Annotated in this window: 15 protein-coding genes; 11 read left to right on the forward strand and 4 right to left on the reverse strand. The window is 64.7% G+C overall.

Annotated features, from left to right (window positions below):
• Nucleotides 1-3 precede the first annotated feature (3 nt).
• Both SR870_RS02965 and cimA read left to right on the forward strand, forming a co-directional pair.
• Nucleotides 4-513: a GNAT family N-acetyltransferase gene (locus SR870_RS02965; RefSeq protein ID WP_322516562.1), complete on the forward strand. Its 510-nt coding sequence runs from the start codon at nt 4-6 to the stop codon at nt 511-513.
• The gene (cimA, locus tag SR870_RS02970; RefSeq protein WP_322516563.1) at nt 510-2,108 is read left to right on the forward strand and encodes a citramalate synthase; all 1,599 of its coding nucleotides are present in this window, start codon (nt 510-512) and stop codon (nt 2,106-2,108) included. Before SR870_RS02965 ends, cimA begins: the two co-directional genes overlap by 4 nt.
• 51 nt (nt 2,109-2,159) lie before the next feature.
• Here cimA and SR870_RS02975 read toward each other — a convergent pair whose 3' ends face one another.
• Nucleotides 2,160-4,235 (reverse strand): c-type cytochrome, encoded by a 2,076-nt coding sequence (locus SR870_RS02975; protein WP_322516564.1) that lies wholly within the window; start codon nt 4,233-4,235, stop codon nt 2,160-2,162.
• 228 nt (nt 4,236-4,463) lie between these two features.
• The gene (locus tag SR870_RS02980; RefSeq protein WP_322516565.1) at nt 4,464-5,063 is read right to left on the reverse strand and encodes a TIGR00730 family Rossman fold protein; all 600 of its coding nucleotides are present in this window, start codon (nt 5,061-5,063) and stop codon (nt 4,464-4,466) included.
• A 194-nt stretch (nt 5,064-5,257) separates the two neighbouring features.
• Between SR870_RS02980 and SR870_RS02985 the strand changes: the two genes are divergently transcribed.
• The 9 genes from SR870_RS02985 (at nt 5,258) to SR870_RS03025 (ending at nt 14,469) form a co-directional block, all read left to right on the forward strand.
• Nucleotides 5,258-7,219 carry an ABC transporter ATP-binding protein/permease gene (locus SR870_RS02985; RefSeq protein ID WP_322516566.1) on the forward strand — a complete coding sequence of 654 codons (1,962 nt, stop codon included), beginning with the start codon at nt 5,258-5,260 and terminating at the stop codon, nt 7,217-7,219.
• Between the two features lie 47 nt (nt 7,220-7,266).
• Nucleotides 7,267-7,965, forward strand: a complete 699-nt coding sequence (locus SR870_RS02990) for a phosphatidylserine decarboxylase (protein ID WP_322516567.1) — start codon at nt 7,267-7,269, stop codon at nt 7,963-7,965.
• A 75-nt stretch (nt 7,966-8,040) separates the two neighbouring features.
• A complete protein-coding gene (pssA, locus tag SR870_RS02995; RefSeq protein WP_322518391.1) occupies nt 8,041-8,910 on the forward strand; it encodes a CDP-diacylglycerol--serine O-phosphatidyltransferase in 870 nt (289 codons plus the stop codon).
• Nucleotides 8,911-9,053: 143 nt separating this feature from the next.
• On the forward strand, nt 9,054-9,773 hold the full coding sequence (locus SR870_RS03000) for an RraA family protein (protein WP_322516568.1): 720 nt from the start codon (nt 9,054-9,056) through the stop codon (nt 9,771-9,773).
• A 221-nt stretch (nt 9,774-9,994) separates the two neighbouring features.
• Nucleotides 9,995-10,768, forward strand: a complete 774-nt coding sequence (locus SR870_RS03005) for a motility protein A (RefSeq protein ID WP_322516569.1) — start codon at nt 9,995-9,997, stop codon at nt 10,766-10,768.
• A gap of 30 nt (nt 10,769-10,798) precedes the next feature.
• Nucleotides 10,799-11,620 carry a flagellar motor protein MotB gene (locus tag SR870_RS03010; protein ID WP_322516570.1) on the forward strand — a complete coding sequence of 274 codons (822 nt, stop codon included), beginning with the start codon at nt 10,799-10,801 and terminating at the stop codon, nt 11,618-11,620.
• A gap of 237 nt (nt 11,621-11,857) precedes the next feature.
• Nucleotides 11,858-12,184 carry a rhodanese-like domain-containing protein gene (locus SR870_RS03015; protein WP_322518392.1) on the forward strand — a complete coding sequence of 109 codons (327 nt, stop codon included), beginning with the start codon at nt 11,858-11,860 and terminating at the stop codon, nt 12,182-12,184.
• 7 nt (nt 12,185-12,191) lie between these two features.
• On the forward strand, nt 12,192-13,346 hold the full coding sequence (locus SR870_RS03020) for an aminotransferase (protein ID WP_322516571.1): 1,155 nt from the start codon (nt 12,192-12,194) through the stop codon (nt 13,344-13,346).
• 10 nt (nt 13,347-13,356) lie between these two features.
• Complete coding sequence (locus SR870_RS03025) at nt 13,357-14,469, forward strand: polyamine ABC transporter substrate-binding protein (RefSeq protein ID WP_322516572.1); 1,113 nt, start codon at nt 13,357-13,359, stop codon at nt 14,467-14,469.
• Between the two features lie 12 nt (nt 14,470-14,481).
• Here the strand turns inward: SR870_RS03025 and SR870_RS03030 are convergent, their stop codons facing one another.
• Nucleotides 14,482-16,443 carry a B12-binding domain-containing radical SAM protein gene (locus SR870_RS03030; RefSeq protein ID WP_322516573.1) on the reverse strand — a complete coding sequence of 654 codons (1,962 nt, stop codon included), beginning with the start codon at nt 16,441-16,443 and terminating at the stop codon, nt 14,482-14,484.
• A gap of 317 nt (nt 16,444-16,760) precedes the next feature.
• A complete protein-coding gene (locus SR870_RS03035; protein WP_322516574.1) occupies nt 16,761-17,930 on the reverse strand; it encodes a diguanylate cyclase in 1,170 nt (389 codons plus the stop codon).
• Nucleotides 17,931-18,011: the final 81 nt, after the last annotated feature.

The raw sequence follows: 18,011 nt of genomic DNA on the forward strand, positions 1-18,011 counted from the left end.
GTTATGAACGCTGATCCGAAACCGGCGCTGCGGCCGTATCTGCCCGAGGATGCCGAGATCGCGGCTGCGATCTTCTTCGCGTCGATCGAGCAGCTCACGTCCGATGACTACAGCGAGGCGCAGCAGGAAGCCTGGGTCTCGGCCGCCGACGACGAGGAGAAATTCGCCGCCAGGCTCGCGTCGCAGCTCACGCTCATCGCGACGCTGGGCGGCGCGCCGGTGGGCTTCGCGTCGCTCGAGGGGACGGGTCATATCGACATGCTGTTCGTGCATCCTGATTTCGTCGGCCAGCGCGTCGGCGCGACGCTGATCGACGCGCTGGAAAAGCTCGCCGGCGCCCGCGGCGCACAGGCGCTGACGGTGGACGCCAGCGACAACGCCGCCGAATTTTTCGCTAAGCGCGGCTATGTCGCGACCCAGCGCAACACCGTCACGATCAACGGCGAATGGCTCGCCAACACCTCGATGAAAAAGACGCTCGCGGACCCCGCAGCGCCGGGAGCAGACCAATGAGTCGGGAACGGCTGTATCTCTACGACACCACGCTACGCGACGGCGCGCAGACCAACGGCGTCGACTTCACGCTGCACGACAAGCGGCTGATCGCCGGCCTGCTCGACGACCTCGGCATCGACTATGTCGAGGGCGGCTATCCCGGCGCCAATCCGCTCGACACCGAATTCTTCGCCACCGAGCAGAAGCTCGAGCGCGCGACCTTCGCCGCCTTCGGCATGACGCGGCGGCCGGGCCGCTCGGCCTCGAACGATCCCGGCGTCGCGCTGCTGCTCGACGCCAAGGCGGACGCGATCTGCTACGTCGCCAAATCGTCGGAGTATCAGGTCCGCGTTGCGCTGGAGACCACCAACGACGAGAACATCGCCTCGATCCGCGACAGCGTCTCGCTCGCCAAGGACAAGGGTCGCGAAGTGCTGGTCGATTGCGAGCACTTCTTCGACGGCTACAAGGAGAACCCGGCGTTCGCACTGGACTGCGCCAAGGCGGCCTACGAGTCCGGCGCGCGTTGGGTGGTGCTGTGCGACACCAATGGCGGCACCATGCCGGACGAGGTCGAGGCGATCGTCGGCGAGGTGGTCAAACACATCCCCGGCAGCCATGTCGGCATCCACGCCCATAACGACACCGAGCAGGCGGTAGCGGTGTCGTTCGCCGCGGTGCGCGCCGGCGCGCGGCAGATCCAGGGCACGCTGAACGGACTCGGCGAGCGCTGCGGCAACGCCAATCTGGTGTCGATGATCCCGACGCTGAAGCTGAAGAAGGAATTCGCCGATAGGTTCGAGATCGGCGTCTCCGACGACAAGCTGGCGAGCTTGGTGCAGGTGTCGCGCGCGCTCGACAATATTCTGGACCGCGCGCCCAATCCGCACGCGCCCTATGTCGGCGGCAGCGCCTTCGTCACGAAAACTGGGATCCACGCTTCGGCGGTGATGAAGGACCCGCACACTTACGAGCACGTCACGCCTGAATCCGTCGGCAACCACCGCAAGGTGCTGGTGTCGGATCAGGCCGGCAAGTCGAATGTGGTTGCGGAGCTGTCGCGCACCACGATCGAGTTCGACCGCAACGATCCCAAGCTCGGCCGGCTGATCGAGAAGATGAAGGAGCGGGAGGCGGCGGGCTACGCCTACGAGTCCGCCAACGCGTCGTTCGATCTGCTGGCGCGCAGCACGCTCGGGCAGGTGCCGGAGTTCTTCCATGTCGAGCAGTTCGACGTCAACGTCGAGCAGCGCTACAATTCGCACGGCAACCGCGTCACCGTGGCGATGGCGGTGGTCAAGGTGGTGGTCGACGGCGAGACGCTGATCTCGGCTGCCGAAGGCAACGGCCCGGTCAATGCGCTCGACGTCGCGTTGCGCAAGGACCTCGGCAAGTATCAGAAGTACATCGAGGGCCTGAAGCTGGTCGACTACCGCGTCCGTATCCTCAATGGCGGCACCGAGGCCGTGACTCGGGTCCTGATCGAGAGCGAGGACGAACTCGGCGAGCGCTGGACCACGATCGGCGTGTCGCCGAATATCATCGACGCCTCGTTCCAGGCGCTGATGGATTCGGTGGTCTACAAGCTGGTGAAATCGAACGCGCCGCTCTGAGGATGAGCGGCGCTGCGCCGTTTGGACAGGGGCGCTGTCGGATAGAACCTATCAGTAGCGCGCGTCCTTCGGCCTGTTGCCGTTCGGCCAGTCCTTGACCTTGCCGGGGAAGTCGGGCCGCTCCATGTGGCTGAAATACTCCGCCACGTCGATCGCCTCCTGATCGGTCAGGCTGCCTTGTCCCAGCGGGAATTTCTCGTGGGTGCCGATCGGCATGTTGCGCTTGACGAAGGCGGCGGCGGTGTAGGTGCGCGCCATGCCGGCACCGATGTTGAAGGAACGCTCGCCCCATAGCGGCGGATAGACCAGCCGGCCGGCGGCGTCTTTCAGGCCTTCGCCGTTCTGGCCGTGGCAGGCTACGCATTGCGCCACGTAGATCGTCTTGCCGTTGTCCGGATCGGGCTTCAACGTCGTGTCGACCTTGCCGACGCCGCGTCCGGCCACCTTGTCGGAGGGTTTGGTCGCGCCCTTCATCCAGTTGAAATACGCCACCATCGCCTGCATGTCGGCGCCGTCGACCGGCAGCGGCTTGCCGTTCATCGAGCGCAGGAAACAGCCGTTGATGCGGTCCTCCAGCGTGATCTCGCGGCCGGCGCGCGGTGCGTAGCTGGGGAAGAACGCCGAGACGCCGACATAGGGGCTGCCGTCCGCCACCGTTCCGGCGTTGAGATGGCAGGATGCGCAATTGAGATCGTCGCCGACATGGTTCGGCAGCAGCGCGCGGGTTTCGGCGTTGAGCCGCATGCCGCGCACCAGTTGCGGCGCATTCGGCTGCGCCAGCAGGTCGGCGAGGCGTGGCGTCTCGAACAGCGACTTGTCGATCTTCGGATCGAGCGCGGCACGCGCCGCGGCGACCTCGGCCACGGTGACCGGAGCTGCGCCTTCGCCCCAGCTCTCGCGCACGAAGGACAGGATCTCGGCGATCTCGCGATCGGCGAGGCGGGCGAAGGCCGGCATCGTCCAGACCCGCGGATGGGCGGCGGTCGCGGTGGTCTTCCAGCCGGTCAGCGCGATATGCACCAGCGTCGCCGGATCTTTCGCGGTGACGGTCGGATTGCCGGCGAGTGGCGGGAAGATGCCCTTCACCCCGGCGCCATCGGCCCGGTGACAGTCGGTGCAGAACTGCGCATAGCCGAGCCCGCCGCGGGTGGTGAAAGTGTTCGCGGGAGCCTCGGTCGAGGCGATCCGCGCCTCGGCCTTCGGCCGATCGGACGGCAGCGCCTTGAGATAGGTCGCGATCGCGGTCAGGTCCTGGTCGGAGAGCCCCTGCGTCGAATGCAGGATGACGTCGGTCATGCTGCCGGAGGCGGTGGCGAAACGATTTTGGCCGGTCTTCAGCAGCAGGACGGTGTCCTCGACGGTCCATAGATCGCGCAGCTCGATCGCATTCCAGTTCTCGACCTTGGCGCCGGCGAGATAGAAATGGCCCCCCGGTCCGGCGTCGCTCATCGCCTTTTCCTGGAAGCCGAGGCCGCGCGGCGTGTGACAGGCGCCGCAATGGCCGAGACCCTGGACGAGATAGGCGCCGCGATTCCACACCGCATCCTTCGCCGGATCGGGCTTGAACGGCGTCGCGTCGAGGAAGGCGAAATTCCAGGCGGCGAGACCGATGCGCATGTTGAACGGAAACTGCATGGCGAGCGGGCGATTGGCCTGCTCGACCGGCGCGAGGCCCTTGAGGAGATAGGCCCACAGCGCCTTCATGTCGTCGTCCGTCATCTTCGCGTAGGACGGATAGGGCATCGCCGGATACAGATTGTGGCCGTCCGCCGACACGCCCTTGCGCATCGCGCGATCGAACGCGCCGAACGACCATTGCCCGAGTCCGGTTTTCGGATCGGGCGTCACATTGGTCGAAAAGACGGTGCCGAACGGCGTCTCGAGCGCGCGGCCGCCGGCCATGAGAGGGCCGCCCTCGGCGGTATGGCAGGCGACGCAGTCGCCCAGCCGCGCGATGTATTCGCCGCGCGCGACCAGCGCGGGATCGACATTGGCCCCGAAGCCCGGATCATTTTGCTCGATCGGCGGCGGTTGCACGATCCAGGCGGCGGCGCCGCCGATCGCAAGGACGGCGATGGCCGCGATGATTCCGAAGCGTTTGCCGAAGCGGCCCTTGCTCGCAGTCATGAGTTGCTCGATTCAGGTGTGTTTTTCGGCGCGAGGCTAGGCATCGCGGGGAAGGGGAGCAACTCGGGACAACCCCCTATATCCAAACCTTATCGCGGCTGACCGGTCTACACTCATCGGGGCGAGCAAAATCGAAACGAATGCCGCCCGAACGCAGCCCGTGGAAGAAGCCTTCGAGTCATGTCTCAGAGGCGACCGATCAGCACGGGCCTTGTCCGGACGTGGCGATCAAAGCCGGCGCGCGATCTCGGGCGGCATCATCTTGGCCTGCTCCGGCGCCGCGGCGGCGCGCAGCTTCGGCAGAATTTCGCTGACGGAATCTGCGGTCAGGACGTTGACCGAGAGTTGGGGGCGGATGAAGGCGGCTTCGGTCATGTGCGCCAGCAGTCCGAGCAGCGGGTCCCAGAAGCCTTCGATATTGGCGATCAGGATCGGCTTCCGGTGCCGGCCGAGCTGCTGCCAGGTCATCTGCTCGACCAGTTCCTCCAGCGTGCCCACGCCGCCGGGCAGCGCCACGAAGGCGTCGGAGCGTTCGAACATCAGCCGCTTGCGTTCGTGCATGTCGTCGGTGACGATCAGGTCCTGCACGCGGTCGAGCGCGATCTCTTTGGTGCGTAGAAACCCGGGGATGATCCCGGTGACGGTGCCGCCGTGATCCAGCACGGCGTTGGCGACCGCGCCCATCAGCCCGATCGCGCCGCCGCCATAGACCAGCGTCACGCCGCTCTCGGCGAGTTCCTTGCCGAAGGCCCGGGCCGCCTCGATGAAAAGGGGGTTGGTGCCCGCTCCGGACCCGCAATAAACGCAGACGGTTTTGATTTCGCTCATGGTGAGCGATGTGGCACCGCGGGATTACAGCGTCAAGACAGTCGTCCGCTTCGCGACGCGCAACAGCCTGTTATGACGCAAAGAATCGTCGTCTGAGGGTGCACGTCGCAAACGAAACACTATATGAAGGCGGACCCGACGGATCATCTGTCCGCGGCCGCGTCCCGGCTGCGGTCTGTTTTCAGGCACGCTTGATGGCTCACCCACATTCGCATTCGCAAAGCGGCAGTCCTGCTGCGGAGGACGCCGTAGCGCAGAAGGCGACGCTGGGCGCGACCTTGGTGCATCTGTGGCCCTATATCTGGCCGGGCGACCGGTTCGACCTGAAGATGCGGGTGGCCTGGTCGGTGGTGCTGCTGCTGGTCGCCAAGGCGGCGACGCTGGTCGTTCCGTTCACGTTCAAATGGGCGACCGACGCGCTGACCGGCGCCGACACCGCACCGGTCGAACCCTCGAACTGGACGCTGTGGCTGCTCGCGTCGCCGCTGGCGCTGACGCTGAGCTACGGCCTGACGCGGGTGCTGATGGCGGTGCTGACGCAATGGCGCGACGGCATGTTCGCCCAGGTGGCGATGCATGCGGTGCGCAAGCTCGCCTATCGCACCTTCGTTCACATGCACGAATTGTCGCTGCGCTTCCACCTCGAGCGCAAGACCGGCGGTCTGACCCGGGTGCTGGAGCGCGGCCGGCTCGGCATCGAAGTCATCGTGCGGATGGTGATCCTGCAACTGGTGCCGACGATCATCGAACTGGCGCTGGTGATGGCGGTGCTGCTGTGGCAGTTCGACTGGCGCTACGTCGCGGTGATCATGGCCACCGTCGTCGTCTACATGTTCTACACCTACAAAGCGACCGAGTGGCGGATCGAGATCCGCCGCCGGATGAACGATTCCGACAGCGACGCCAACCAGAAGGCGATCGACTCGCTGCTGAATTACGAGACGGTGAAGTATTTCGGCGCCGAGGAGCGCGAGGCGCGGCGCTACGACAAATCGATGGAGCGCTACGAGGGCGCCAGCGTCAGCACCTACACTTCGCTCGCGGTGCTCAATGCGGGGCAGGCGGTGATCTTCACCTTCGGCCTGACCGCGACGATGCTGATGTGCGCCGTCGGCATCCGCAACGGCACCAACACCGTCGGCGATTTCGTCATGATCAACGCGATGATGATTCAGTTCTATCAGCCGTTGAACTTCATGGGTATGGTGTATCGCGAGATCAAGCAGGCGATCATCGACATCGAGAAGATGTTCGCGGTGCTGTCGCGCAATCCCGAGGTCAAGGACAAGCCGAACGCCGAGCCGCTGGTGGTCACCACCGGCACCGTGCAGTTCGAGGACGTCCGCTTCGCCTACGATCCGTCGCGCCCGATCCTGAAGGGCCTCAGCTTCGAGGTGCCGGCCGGCAAGACGGTGGCGATCGTCGGCCCGTCGGGCGCCGGCAAGTCGACGATCTCGCGGCTGCTGTTCCGGCTGTACGACGTCTCCGCCGGCCACATCCGCATCGACGGCCAGGACATTCGCGACGTCACCCAGAACTCGTTGCGGGCTGCGATCGGCATGGTGCCGCAAGACACCGTCCTGTTCAACGACACCATCCGCTACAATATCCGCTACGGCCGTTGGAACGCCACCGACGAAGAGGTCGAGGAAGCGGCGAGGACTGCTCAGATCGACACGTTCATCAAGTCGTCGCCGAAGGGCTACGAGACCGAAGTCGGCGAGCGCGGGCTGAAATTGTCCGGCGGCGAAAAGCAGCGTGTCGCGATTGCGCGAACCGTTCTCAAGTCGCCGCCGATCCTGGTGCTGGACGAAGCCACCTCGGCGCTCGACAGCCATACCGAGCACGAAATTCAGGGCGCGCTGGAGCGCGTGTCACAGAACCGCACCTCGCTGGTGATCGCGCACCGGCTGTCGACCATCGTCGGCGCCGACGAGATCATCGTGCTCGATCAGGGCCGGATTTCCGAACGCGGCACGCATGCGCAACTGCTCGAGCATGGCGGGCTCTACGCCAGCATGTGGAACAGGCAGCGCGAGGCGGAAGAGGCGCGCGAGCGCCTGGCGATGATCGGGGACGACGTCGTCCCGAACGATTCACCGGTTCGTTCGCCCGCGATCGACGACGATCTGGCAACTTCCGCGGCGGCGGAGTAATCGTGTTGCAGCTTTCAGCCACTCGTTTTTGAAGTAGGGGACTTTCCATGTCCGTCGTGAATTCCATCCGTGCCCAGATCCCGCCGATTCATCGGGAAGGCTATCCGTTCATCGGCGCGTTCGCGCTCGCGACCCTGGTGCTGTTCCTGATCTGGGCCCCGCTCGGCTGGATCGGGACCGTGCTGACGATCTGGTGCGTGCTGTTCTTCCGCGATCCGGTTCGGGTGACGCCGGTGCGTGAAGGCCTGGTGGTGGCTCCGGCCGACGGCCGGGTGTCGATGGTGGTCCAGATCATCCCGCCGCCGGCGCTCGGGCTCGGCGACAAGCCGCTGCCGCGCGTCTCGATCTTCATGAGCGTGTTCAACTGCCATGTGAACCGCAGCCCGGTGGCGGGCCGGGTCGAGCGCATCATCTATTCGCCGGGCAAGTTCATCAACGCCGAACTCGACAAGGCGAGCGAGGACAACGAGCGCAACTCGCTGGTGATCTCGACCCCGGCCGGGCAGATCGGTGTGGTTCAGATCGCCGGGCTGGTGGCGCGGCGGATCGTCTCGTTCGTCCGCGAAGGCCAGCCGCTGGCCGCCGGCGAACGGTTCGGCCTGATCCGGTTCGGTTCGCGGCTCGACGTTTACCTGCCGGAAGGCGCCAAGCCGCTAGTGTCCGAGGGGCAGACGGCGATCGCTGGCGAAACCGTGCTGGCGGACTTCAGTCTCGGCGACGGCGGCCGCACCTATCGGGCCGATTGACGCTGTCGGGGCGTCGGCCTGAAGGCTGCCATGATGGCGGCCGAGGATGAGGCTTGCGAGATCAGGGCGATGCCGATGCAATATGACGAGACCCCACCCGAGATGCCGCGCCGCCGGTTCGGTCCGATTCCGGTGCGGCTGCTGGTGCCCAACGTCATCACCCTGCTGGCGATCTGCGCCGGCCTGACGGCGATCCGGCTCTCGACCGAAGGCCGGATGGAACTCGCGGTGGCGGCGATCGTGTTCGCCGCGGTGCTCGACGGCATCGACGGCCGCGTCGCGCGGATGATCAAGGGTCAGTCGAAATTCGGCGCCGAACTCGACAGCCTGGCTGATTTCGTCAATTTCGGCGTGGCGCCGGGGCTGATCCTGTATTTCTGGCAGCTCCACGATCTCAACAATGTCGGCTGGATCGCCGCGATGGTGTTTGCGATCAGCGGCGGCCTGCGGCTGGCGCGCTTCAACGCCACCATGGACGATCCGAACAAGCCGGCCTTCGCGGCCAATTTCTTCACCGGCGTGCCCGCGCCCGCCGGCGCCATCACCGTTCTGTTGCCGGTTTATATGGCCTTTCTCGGCGCGCCGACGCCGCCCGCGGTGCTGACGGCGCTGTACACGCTGCTGATCGCGTTCCTGATGGTGTCGCGGCTGCCGGTGTTCTCCGGCAAGACGGTGAAGATGCGGGTGGCGCCGGAAATGGTGCTGCCGCTGTTCGTCTCGGTGGTGCTGTTCATCGCACTGCTGATCGGCTACCCGTGGCACATCCTGTCGGCGTGTTCGGTGCTGTATCTGCTCGGCCTGCCGCTCGGCTGGCGGTCCTATCGCGATCACCAGCGGGCTGCCGCCACGCAGGAGTCTCCGCCGGCATCTCCCGCAGGCAGCAAGCCGACTCTGGTGATCCCGGAAGCGGCCGCCAAAGACGATCGACCGACCCGGCTGAACTGAGCAGGTCGGCCGCGCCGCCAGCGCTGCCATGCGGCGGCGTGTCTTGGGCGCTCTCCCGAAATTCGCTATAGCGCATGGGCGTTCGCCGCTCTGAACGGCCTCCGTGACGAGACGGCCGGGTGCGGCGACGCTGGAGGAAGCCCGTGCCCCAATCCGAATCCGGATCTCTGCCCGCCGCCGTGCTCGAAGCGCTGACGCGGTACGACACGCCGACGATCTGCAATGCGATGGAAATCGTTGCCCCGGAGCGCCGCGCCATCGGCTTCACGACGCGCCCACTGGTGTGTCCATTTCCCCAATTGCCGCCGATCGTCGGCTATGCCCGCACCGCGACCATCCGCGCCACGGTCGCCTCGGGTCTGCCCGCGGCCGAGCAGCAGGCGCAACGGATGGCGTATTACGAGTATGTCGGCTCCGGGCACGGTCCGCGGATCAGTGTCATCCAGGACATCGACGGCCCGGACGCCGGCTTCGGCGCGTTCTGGGGCGAGGTCCACAGTGCCTTGCATCAGGCGCTGGGGTGTCTCGGCGTGATCACCGACGGCTCCGTCCGCGACATCCCGCAATGGGCGCCGGGCTTCCAGGCGCTCGCCGGTTCGATCGGTCCGTCACACGGCCACGTCCACGTCACCGGCTTTGCCGCGGAAGTCCGCGTCGCCGGCATGACCGTGCATGACGGCGACCTGATCCATGCCGACAGCCATGGTGCGATCGTGATCCCGCATCACCTCGCCGAGAAACTGCCGGCCGCCGCCGAACTCTGCGGCCGACGCGAGGTGCCGATCCTCGAGATCGCGCGCGATCCGTCGTTCTCGCTGCAGCGGCTGCGCGAGGCGCTGATCCGGTCCGGGGAGATTCACTGAGTCCCCTCGATCGACCCGCAATGGTTATCAGAAGGTTGACGTAGTAAGGCGTGGCACGCTCCAGGCGCCGGGACATCGTTCGTCGCCGCAAGGGTTCCCCCCGACGCTTAACCTTTACGCGTCTTTAATGGCGGCTGCTTACGGTGAAGCCGCGCAGCGTAGAATGCACTGCGCCGCCGTCAGCGCGGGCTGGCGCGCGCGTGCGCGTGTCGGAGTACAAGATGGATATCGCCACACTTATCGGCCTGGTCGCGGGCGCTGCTGTCGTGTCGTCCCTCATTTTGATGGGCGGCAATTTCGGGATGTTCTACGACGTCCACGCGGTCATCGTCATTTTCGGCGGTTCGGCCGCGGCGACCCTGATCCGTTTTCCATTGTCGGCGATGTTGCACGGCCTGCCGCTCGGCGCCAAATTCGCCTTCACCATGAGTAACCTGTCGGCCCGCGACCTGGTCGACGAACTGGCCCGGATCGCCGAGATCGCCCGCAAATCCGGGCCGGTGGGGCTCGAAAAGGTGGAGGCCGACGATCCCTTTCTGGCGAAGGGTATCCGCTACGTCGCCGATGGTTACGACCTCGAATTCATCCGCGACAACCTCGAGCGCGATCGCGACAACTTCCTGCTGCACCTCAACGAGGGATCGAAGATCTATCGCGCGATCGGCGACTGCGCGCCGGCATTCGGCATGATCGGCACGCTGCTCGGCATGGTGCAGATGTTCTCCAACATGCAGGACCCCTCCAAGCTCGGCCCGTTCATGGCGGTCGCGCTGCTGGCGACGCTGTACGGCGCGGTCGTGGCGAACCTGATCTGTCTTCCGATCGCCGACAAGCTGCATGGCAAGCTGGTCGACGAGGAAACCAACCGCACGCTGATCATCGACGGAATTCTGATGATCCGGGACTCCAAGAGTCCGACCCTCGTCAGGGAAATGCTACTCGCCTATCTGCCGGAAAAGCACCGCCACGAGGAAGACGAAGGCGTGCCCGCTTAGTCGGAGTCGGAAGCAGCCGGAAAGCGCGCCATGGCCAAGAAGAAACGGGAGGAGGCACACGGCGGTCACGGCTGGTTCGTGACCTTCGCCGATCTGATGGCGCTGCTCCTGGCGTTCTTCGTCATGCTGACGGCATTCTCGACGCAGGACAAGGACAAGCTGAAGGTCGTCGCAGGCTCGATGCGCGAAGCGTTCGGCGTCCAGTCCGACGCCCGCTATTCAGGCATCATCGAAAACGACGGGCTGCCGACCCGCGGCAAGGTCAAGAACACCGAACACGTCAATCCCGAACTGTCGACCGCCAAGCCGTCGCCCGGCGAGGTCTCCAAGGACGAGGGCATCCAGACCAAGGAGGATCGCGAGTTCGCGCTCGCCTCGGCGTCGCTGCGGCAGGCGCTGCAGGACATGCCCGAAATCGCCGAGCTCTCCAAGAATGTGATGTTCGAAGAGACCAAGCAGGGCCTCAACCTCGAAATCATGGACCAGGACGGACGCGCGATGTTCGCCGACGGCTCCAAGGCTCCGTTCGAGCGCACACGGCGTCTGCTGCAGCGGCTCGCCGGGCCGCTTCGCGCCAGTCCGCTGCGGCTCACCATCGCCGGCCACACCTCGGCCGGGCTGATGTCGTCGCGAAGCGACTACAACGGCTTCGATCTGTCAGCGGATCGCGCCAATGCGGTGCGCCAGATCCTCGAACGCGAGGGCGTTCCGACCTCTCATTTCTTTGCGGTCACCGGCCGCTCCGACACCCAGCCGCTGTTCCCCGAGGACCCCGCGATCGCCGCCAACCGCCGGGTGACCATCACGCTGATGCGCGAAAGCCCCGCACTGCCGCCGGGGCTCAAGCCGTAACCGCGAACCGGACGGAAGGCCGCGGCCACAGAGCGGGTCCACGATGCGGCGTTCGCGTTCGACCAATGGGGCGGTGCATTTCCTTCGCCGCCGGACTATCCACCCGGCATGACCGCACTCGTTTTCCGAAGCTTGATTTTCCTCGCGCTAGGCGCGACTTTGGCGATGCAATGGCCGAGCGTCGTTCTCGTTGTTGCACAATTGGGTCCAGGCAGTGCAATCGCGGGAGAGACGAGAGTGGTTGGCCAGGTTGAGGATTTGACGCCGCAGGACGTCGCCAAAGGGATCGCGGAGGGGCGCTATCTTCTGGTCGACGTGCGCGAGCCGAACGAAGTGGCGGCAGAAGCCTATCCGGACGCGGTGGTGGTTCCACTGTCGAGTTTCGATCCCAGGGCCATCCCCGATCCGGCCGGCAAGCAGGTCGTGTTCGCCTGCCGTTCCGGCAAACGCTCGGTGACCGCGTCGCAAGCGGCGCAGATGGCCGGCCTCGCCTATGACAAGCATCTCGCCGGCGGCATCCTCGGTTGGAAAGCGGCGGGCCTGCCGACCAAGCCCGGCGGCTGATGGCGCGATGAACAGGGTCTTCGCCGATCTGCCCGTTACCGTGTTCGAGGCGATGTCGCAGCTCGCGCGCGACAACGACGCGATCAATCTCGGCCAGGGGTTCCCGGACGATCCGGGCCCGGAGGATATCCGCCGCGCCGCCGCGGATGCAGTGCTCAACGGCTACAACCAGTATCCCTCGATGATGGGGATCCCCGAGCTGCGGCAGGCGATCGCGGCCCATTACGCGCATTGGCACGGCGTCAATCTCGACCCGATGACCGAGGTGATGGTGACCTCGGGCGCGACCGAGGCACTGGCGAGTGCGATCCTGTCGGTGGTCTCGCCCGGCGACGAAGTCATCGTGTTCCAGCCGGTCTATGATTCCTACTTGCCGATCATCCGGCAGGCCGGCGGCATTCCGCGGCTGGTCCGGCTCGAGCCGCCGCATTGGCGCGTCACCGAGGAGGCGCTGCGCGAGGTCTTCAGTCACAAGACCAAGGCGATCGTGTTCAACAATCCGCTCAATCCCGCTGCGGTGGTCTATCCGCGCGAGGATCTCGAATTGCTGGCGCGGTTTTGCCAGGAGTTCGACGCGGTCGCGATCTGCGACGAGGTCTGGGAGCACGTCACCTTCGACGGCCTCGGCCACATCCCGCTGATTGCGATCGAGGGGATGCGCGACCGCACCATCAAGATCGGCTCGGCCGGCAAGATCTTTTCACTGACCGGCTGGAAGGTCGGCTTCGTCTGCGCCGCGCCGTCGCTGCTGAGGGTCGCGGCCAAGGTGCATCAGTTCCTCGCTTTCACCACGGCGCCCAATCTCCAGGTCGCGGTGGCGTACGGACTCGGCAAGAGCGACGATTACTTCCTGCAGATGCGCAAGGGCCTTGCCAAGAGCCGCGACCGGCTGGCGCAGGGGTTGTCCAGCATCGGCTTTCCGGTGATCCAGTCGCAGGGCACGTATTTCCTCACCGTCGATCTGTCGCCGCTCGGCCTCAACGAGACCGACGAGGAATTCTGCAAACGGATCGTCAACGAGTACAAGGTCGCCGCGATTCCGGTGTCGGCGTTCTACGAGGAAGAGCCGGTCACCTCGGTGGTGCGGTTCTGTTTCGCCAAGAAGGATCAGACGCTCGACACCGCTCTCGAGCGGCTGTCGGACGCGGTGCACAGGCGTTAGGGTCTCGACGATGCGACACGAATTGTTCCCGCGAGCGTGGCTTGTCGGTGTGGCCCTGGCACTGTCGACGAGCCTCGGCGCGCCGGCGCTGGCGCAGGATCGCGTGGTGAATTTCTACAACTGGTCGAACTACGTCGCGCCGGGCGTGCTGGAGGAGTTCACCCGCGAGACCGGGATCAAGGTGGTCTACGACACCTTCGACGGCAACGAGACGCTGGAGACCAAGCTGCTCGCCGGCAAGTCGGGTTACGATGTCGTGGTGCCGACCGCGTATTTCCTGCAGCGCCAGATCGGTGCGAAGGTGTTCCAGAAGCTCGATCCCTCGAAACTGCCGAACCTGAAGAACGCCTGGGACGTGGTGACGAAGAAGCTCGCGCTGTACGATCCCGGCAATCAATATGCCGCGAACTACATGTGGGGCACCACCGGGATCGGCTACAACGCCGCAGCGGTGAAGCGCATTCTCGGCGAGGGGGCGGCGATCGACAGCTGGGACATCGTGTTCAAGCCGGAGAATCTGGCGAAGTTCAAGGACTGCGGCGTGCAGATGTTGGACTCGGCCGACGATATCCTGCCCGCGGCGCTGACTCATCTCGGCCTCGATCCGAATTCGACCAGGCAGACCGATCTGGAGAAGGCCGCCGACGCCGTCGCCAAGGTTCGGCCGTCGGTGCGCAAATTTCACTCGTCCGAATATCTCAATGCGCTCGCGACCGGAGAGATCTGCCTGGTTGTCGGCTGGTCCGGCGACATCAAGCAGGCGCAAGCGCGCGCCACCGAAGCCAACAACGGCGTCGAGATCGGCTACGCGATCCCGAAGGAGGGAGCGCAGATGTTCTTCGACAATCTCGCGATCCCGGCCGACGCCAGGAACGTCGCCGAGGCGCACGAACTGATCAATTTCCTCTATCGCCCGGAGATCGCCGCGCGCAATTCCGACTTCCTGTCCTACGCCAACGGCAACAAGGCGAGCCAGGAGTTCGTCAACGCCCGCGTGCTGAACGACAAGACGATCTATCCGGACGAGGCGATGCAGTCGCGCCTGTTCGTCATCACCGCGCGCGACGCGGCGACGCAGCGGGTGATCAACCGGTTGTGGACGCGGGTCAAGACGGGACGGTGAAATCGTCCCTGGTCAGGCAGTCCCCGCCATGTCCCGCGCGGACGCTTCGCGAACGGCAGGCTTTCCGATATCGCTGAAATTGATCGTGCCGGGGAGCGCGTGATCGGACGGCTTGCCGCCGACGCCGCGCATCGGAATCGGACTGACGGGCGTGCGATCATATCGTTGGATATCTTGCCGAAACAGCCGCCATGCCCATCCCGCCGTTCGGCGGTAGGTCTGGACCAGTCCGATCATGCCGTAGATCTGCGCGCCGGCATCGATCAGATGGGCCCGCACCCTGAGCTCGGCGCGGCGCAGCATCTTCTTGGAGGCCGAGTAATCCTTGACCTCTTCCGCCGTCCTCGTTTCGGCGCTCGAGAACACCCCCGCCGACTTCGAGAATATCAGCGCGCTTAGAAAGCGAACCGGATTGAAGAAATAGGTGTAGGCGATCAGCAGATTGACCTGCTTGATCCAGGGGCGGGGATGTTTCGAGGCGACGACATAGTTGCCGTCCATGATGTGGGGCTCGACCGCGACGTCGCCCGCCTTGCTGAAAGCCATCCCCGAATCGAACACGTTCTCGTACCATTTCGATCCGGGGGCCGGCGTCAGCATCATCACTTGCGTGGTGATCGATCCGGCCTTCCGCAGCAACCTGATCTGGTTGAGAAGACCGTAGTTCGACTTCCATGTCACCAGCGGCTGGCTGTCGTGGTGCATCATCATCGGCATCGGCAGAATGTTGTTCTCGCGCAGCAATCGGAATGCGAGTTCGGTCTTGTCCTTGTCCTGCGCCTTCTTGACCAGCGTCGCCGTCATGTCCTCGACGCCGAGCCACACTGCCGCGAATCCCGCCTCCCTGATCAGCGGCAGGTGATCGCGCATCCCGACCGTGTCGTGCACCGTGACTTCGGTTCCGATCCGGATCTTGCAGAACGGTCGGCCGGCCCGGGCCTTGCGGGCGAGGGTTCCGGCAATATCGAGCGTGCGTTTGGTGTTGTTGAAGAAATTGTCGTCGGCGCCGAAGAAATTATAAAGGCCGAAAGTGGTGGCGATCTGCCCGATTTCCTCAGCGATGCGTTCGCCGCTCTTGGCCCGAAACTGCGACTGATTGTAAGCGGGAATCGGACAGTACGAACAACGAAACTTGCAGCCGGCCGTCATGACGATCCCGGCGATCGGGCTGTGCTTTCTCACGCGATTGGCGGGCAACGCATGGCTTGCCAGCGTCATCTCGTTGCTGGGCGGCTCCAGCAGTTTGTAGCCGTGCACCGAGTCCGGAAGCTCGTCGAGATCGCCGAGAAGACGCTGCACGCCGGTGTCCACCAGTTCCTCGATCGGTCCGCCGCGCGGCGCAGTGCGGCCGAAGACGATCCCCGGAATCTGATCGAGTGCGCCGCCGTCGCGTGCGCGTGCGAACACCGACCGCATCGATTCGCCGGCCGCCCGCATCGACAGCAGGACGTCCAGCAGTTCGAGGAAGACATATTCCTCGCCGGTGACGGCCACGTCCGCGGCCCAGTTCGCGTTCCGATCTGCGCCGAAGACGTGCCAGGGCTCGTACCGGATCCGCGGACCGCCCACGATGATCAGCGGCCGCTTGTCGGGCTCGATCCGGCAGGCTTCCTGGATCAGCCGGTCGCATTCCGCCGAATGCAGGTGCATGCTCGAAACCAGGAACAGATCCGGGATGCGGCCATCGAGGCGCATGTGCAACGGACTGAAGTTGCGGTTCCATTGCTGCAGAACGATCCGCGTCTTGTCGAAGCCGACATCGACCAGCGCCGAACCGATCGCCCGCACGCCGCCGGGGGCCATGCGGGTATCGGCCAGAATGAAGGGTAGGACACGGGTCCTATGATCGAAGGCGCTGACGATGACTGTGGCGAGGTCGTGCCTTGCGGAAAGATGTCGCAGCCGCTGTCGCAGCGCCAGCATCTTGCCGGGAATCAGTAGTTCGTCACCACGGGCACGCCTGGGAAGTTCCATGTAATGCCTCGTTCCTCGCCGACCTATTTATCCTATCAGTTTGAAGTTAATACGCGCCTGGGTCAAGTTGACGGCCGCCTGGCGCGGTCCGTGGGGCATGAATGGCCCTCAGCGTTCCCAGCGCACACGCGTTGCAGGTGCTGTTTGCACTCGGTCGCCAAATGCCCTCAGTGGCGTGATGGGGCGAACACCGGCGTCGATATCCGCTACGCGATCGGTCGCGGCGTTGCAGGATCTGACCAACTTGCTGCATCGCCCGAAAATCGCTCTTGAAGTGATGCAAGGCTGCTCGTGATCTCCGCTCGCGACGCAGCGCATCATCGACCGGCTGTGGATGCGGGTGAGGACGGGGCGGTCAGGCGAGCCCGTTCCGGCAGCCGATCTGCCTGATGGGTTCGGTTGGAATCGTCTTCCACATCGATGCCCGCCTGTTCGTACTGAGGATCAGAATGAAACACCGCAACGCTCGGCGCGCATTCGCGCTGAACGCGGCAGATCACCCGATTGCGGCCGGCGTGCTTTGCGTCGTAGAGAGCTCGATCTGCCGCCGTGACCAGATCGGATACCTCGTGCATCGCCGGCGTAGAAGTCGCAACGCCGATGCTGACCGTGGCTGAGACCGGGCGCGAGGCCACCACCATCGCGTTCGCGGCGACCTCTCGCCGCAATCGCTCCGCGACGATCCTTGCCTGTTGCAAATCCGTTTCCGGCATCAGCAGAGCGAACTCTTCGCCGCCGATCCGCGCGAGAACGTCGTATTGACGCTTGCAGCCGCGCGCGAGGTTCGCCAGGTGCACGATGACGTCGTCGCCCACCTGGTGGCCGAAACCGTCGTTGATCGATTTGAAGTAATCGATGTCGATCATCAGGAACGACACCGGCCATCCATTGTGACGAGCTCTGGCCCACTCACGATTCGCCAGGGTCATAAAGTGGCGGCGATTGTAGACGCCCGTCATGCCGTCCGTCGTCGCCAGCCGCTCGAGTTCCTGCGCATTTCGCACGATGTCGGTGACATTGCTGTAGATCAGCATTCGCCCACCGCCGGGCAGGACGGCTAGGTGACAGCGCAGCGTCGTCCCGTCCGCCATCGTCAGATCCATCGGTCTCGGATCGCCGGACCGGACCCATGCCAGGCGCCGCTCGACGTAGTCTTCGAGGTTCACCGCGACCGCCTGGGCAGCGGCACCGAGCATGTCCGCATATCGCGGTCGCTCCGTCCGGATCTCCTCCGTGCTGTTGGCCCTGAACATCACGTGAAGCACCGGATTGCTGTAGATCGCGCGGAGGTCTTGGTCGAGGATCAGCAGGCCGCTATCGACGTTGTCGAGGGCGCTGTAGAGCGTCTCGAGGGCCTGCTTGGCTTCGGTGAGCTCGCGATTCAGGCGCGCGAATCCTACCGGATCCGCGTTCGATCCGTTCGAGCTTTCCGTTTCCTCCACCGGTCCTTGACCACTCTGCATGGTGATCGCCTCCGCGACGCGCATCGATCAATACACTATCGGTTGTGTAACGACCGACAACAACCTGTCGATGGGCGAGCGAAATTCGGAGTAGGTAGTTAATGC

The organism is Rhodopseudomonas palustris (assembly GCF_034479375.1).
GTDB classification, from domain to species: domain Bacteria; phylum Pseudomonadota; class Alphaproteobacteria; order Rhizobiales; family Xanthobacteraceae; genus Rhodopseudomonas; species Rhodopseudomonas palustris_M.

Coding starts and splice junctions, on each gene's coding strand:
- SR870_RS03010 (WP_322516570.1), top strand. CDS start 10,799: ATGGCCAAGAAGAAACGGGAGGAGGCACACGGCGGTCACGGCTGGTTC.
- SR870_RS02975 (WP_322516564.1), bottom strand. CDS start 4,235: ATGACTGCGAGCAAGGGCCGCTTCGGCAAACGCTTCGGAATCATCGCG.
- SR870_RS03020 (WP_322516571.1), top strand. CDS start 12,192: ATGAACAGGGTCTTCGCCGATCTGCCCGTTACCGTGTTCGAGGCGATG.
- pssA (WP_322518391.1), top strand. CDS start 8,041: ATGCAATATGACGAGACCCCACCCGAGATGCCGCGCCGCCGGTTCGGT.
- SR870_RS02990 (WP_322516567.1), top strand. CDS start 7,267: ATGTCCGTCGTGAATTCCATCCGTGCCCAGATCCCGCCGATTCATCGG.
- SR870_RS03025 (WP_322516572.1), top strand. CDS start 13,357: ATGCGACACGAATTGTTCCCGCGAGCGTGGCTTGTCGGTGTGGCCCTG.
- SR870_RS02985 (WP_322516566.1), top strand. CDS start 5,258: ATGGCTCACCCACATTCGCATTCGCAAAGCGGCAGTCCTGCTGCGGAG.
- SR870_RS02965 (WP_322516562.1), top strand. CDS start 4: ATGAACGCTGATCCGAAACCGGCGCTGCGGCCGTATCTGCCCGAGGAT.
- SR870_RS03030 (WP_322516573.1), bottom strand. CDS start 16,443: ATGGAACTTCCCAGGCGTGCCCGTGGTGACGAACTACTGATTCCCGGC.
- SR870_RS02980 (WP_322516565.1), bottom strand. CDS start 5,063: ATGAGCGAAATCAAAACCGTCTGCGTTTATTGCGGGTCCGGAGCGGGC.
- cimA (WP_322516563.1), top strand. CDS start 510: ATGAGTCGGGAACGGCTGTATCTCTACGACACCACGCTACGCGACGGC.
- SR870_RS03035 (WP_322516574.1), bottom strand. CDS start 17,930: ATGCGCGTCGCGGAGGCGATCACCATGCAGAGTGGTCAAGGACCGGTG.
- SR870_RS03005 (WP_322516569.1), top strand. CDS start 9,995: ATGGATATCGCCACACTTATCGGCCTGGTCGCGGGCGCTGCTGTCGTG.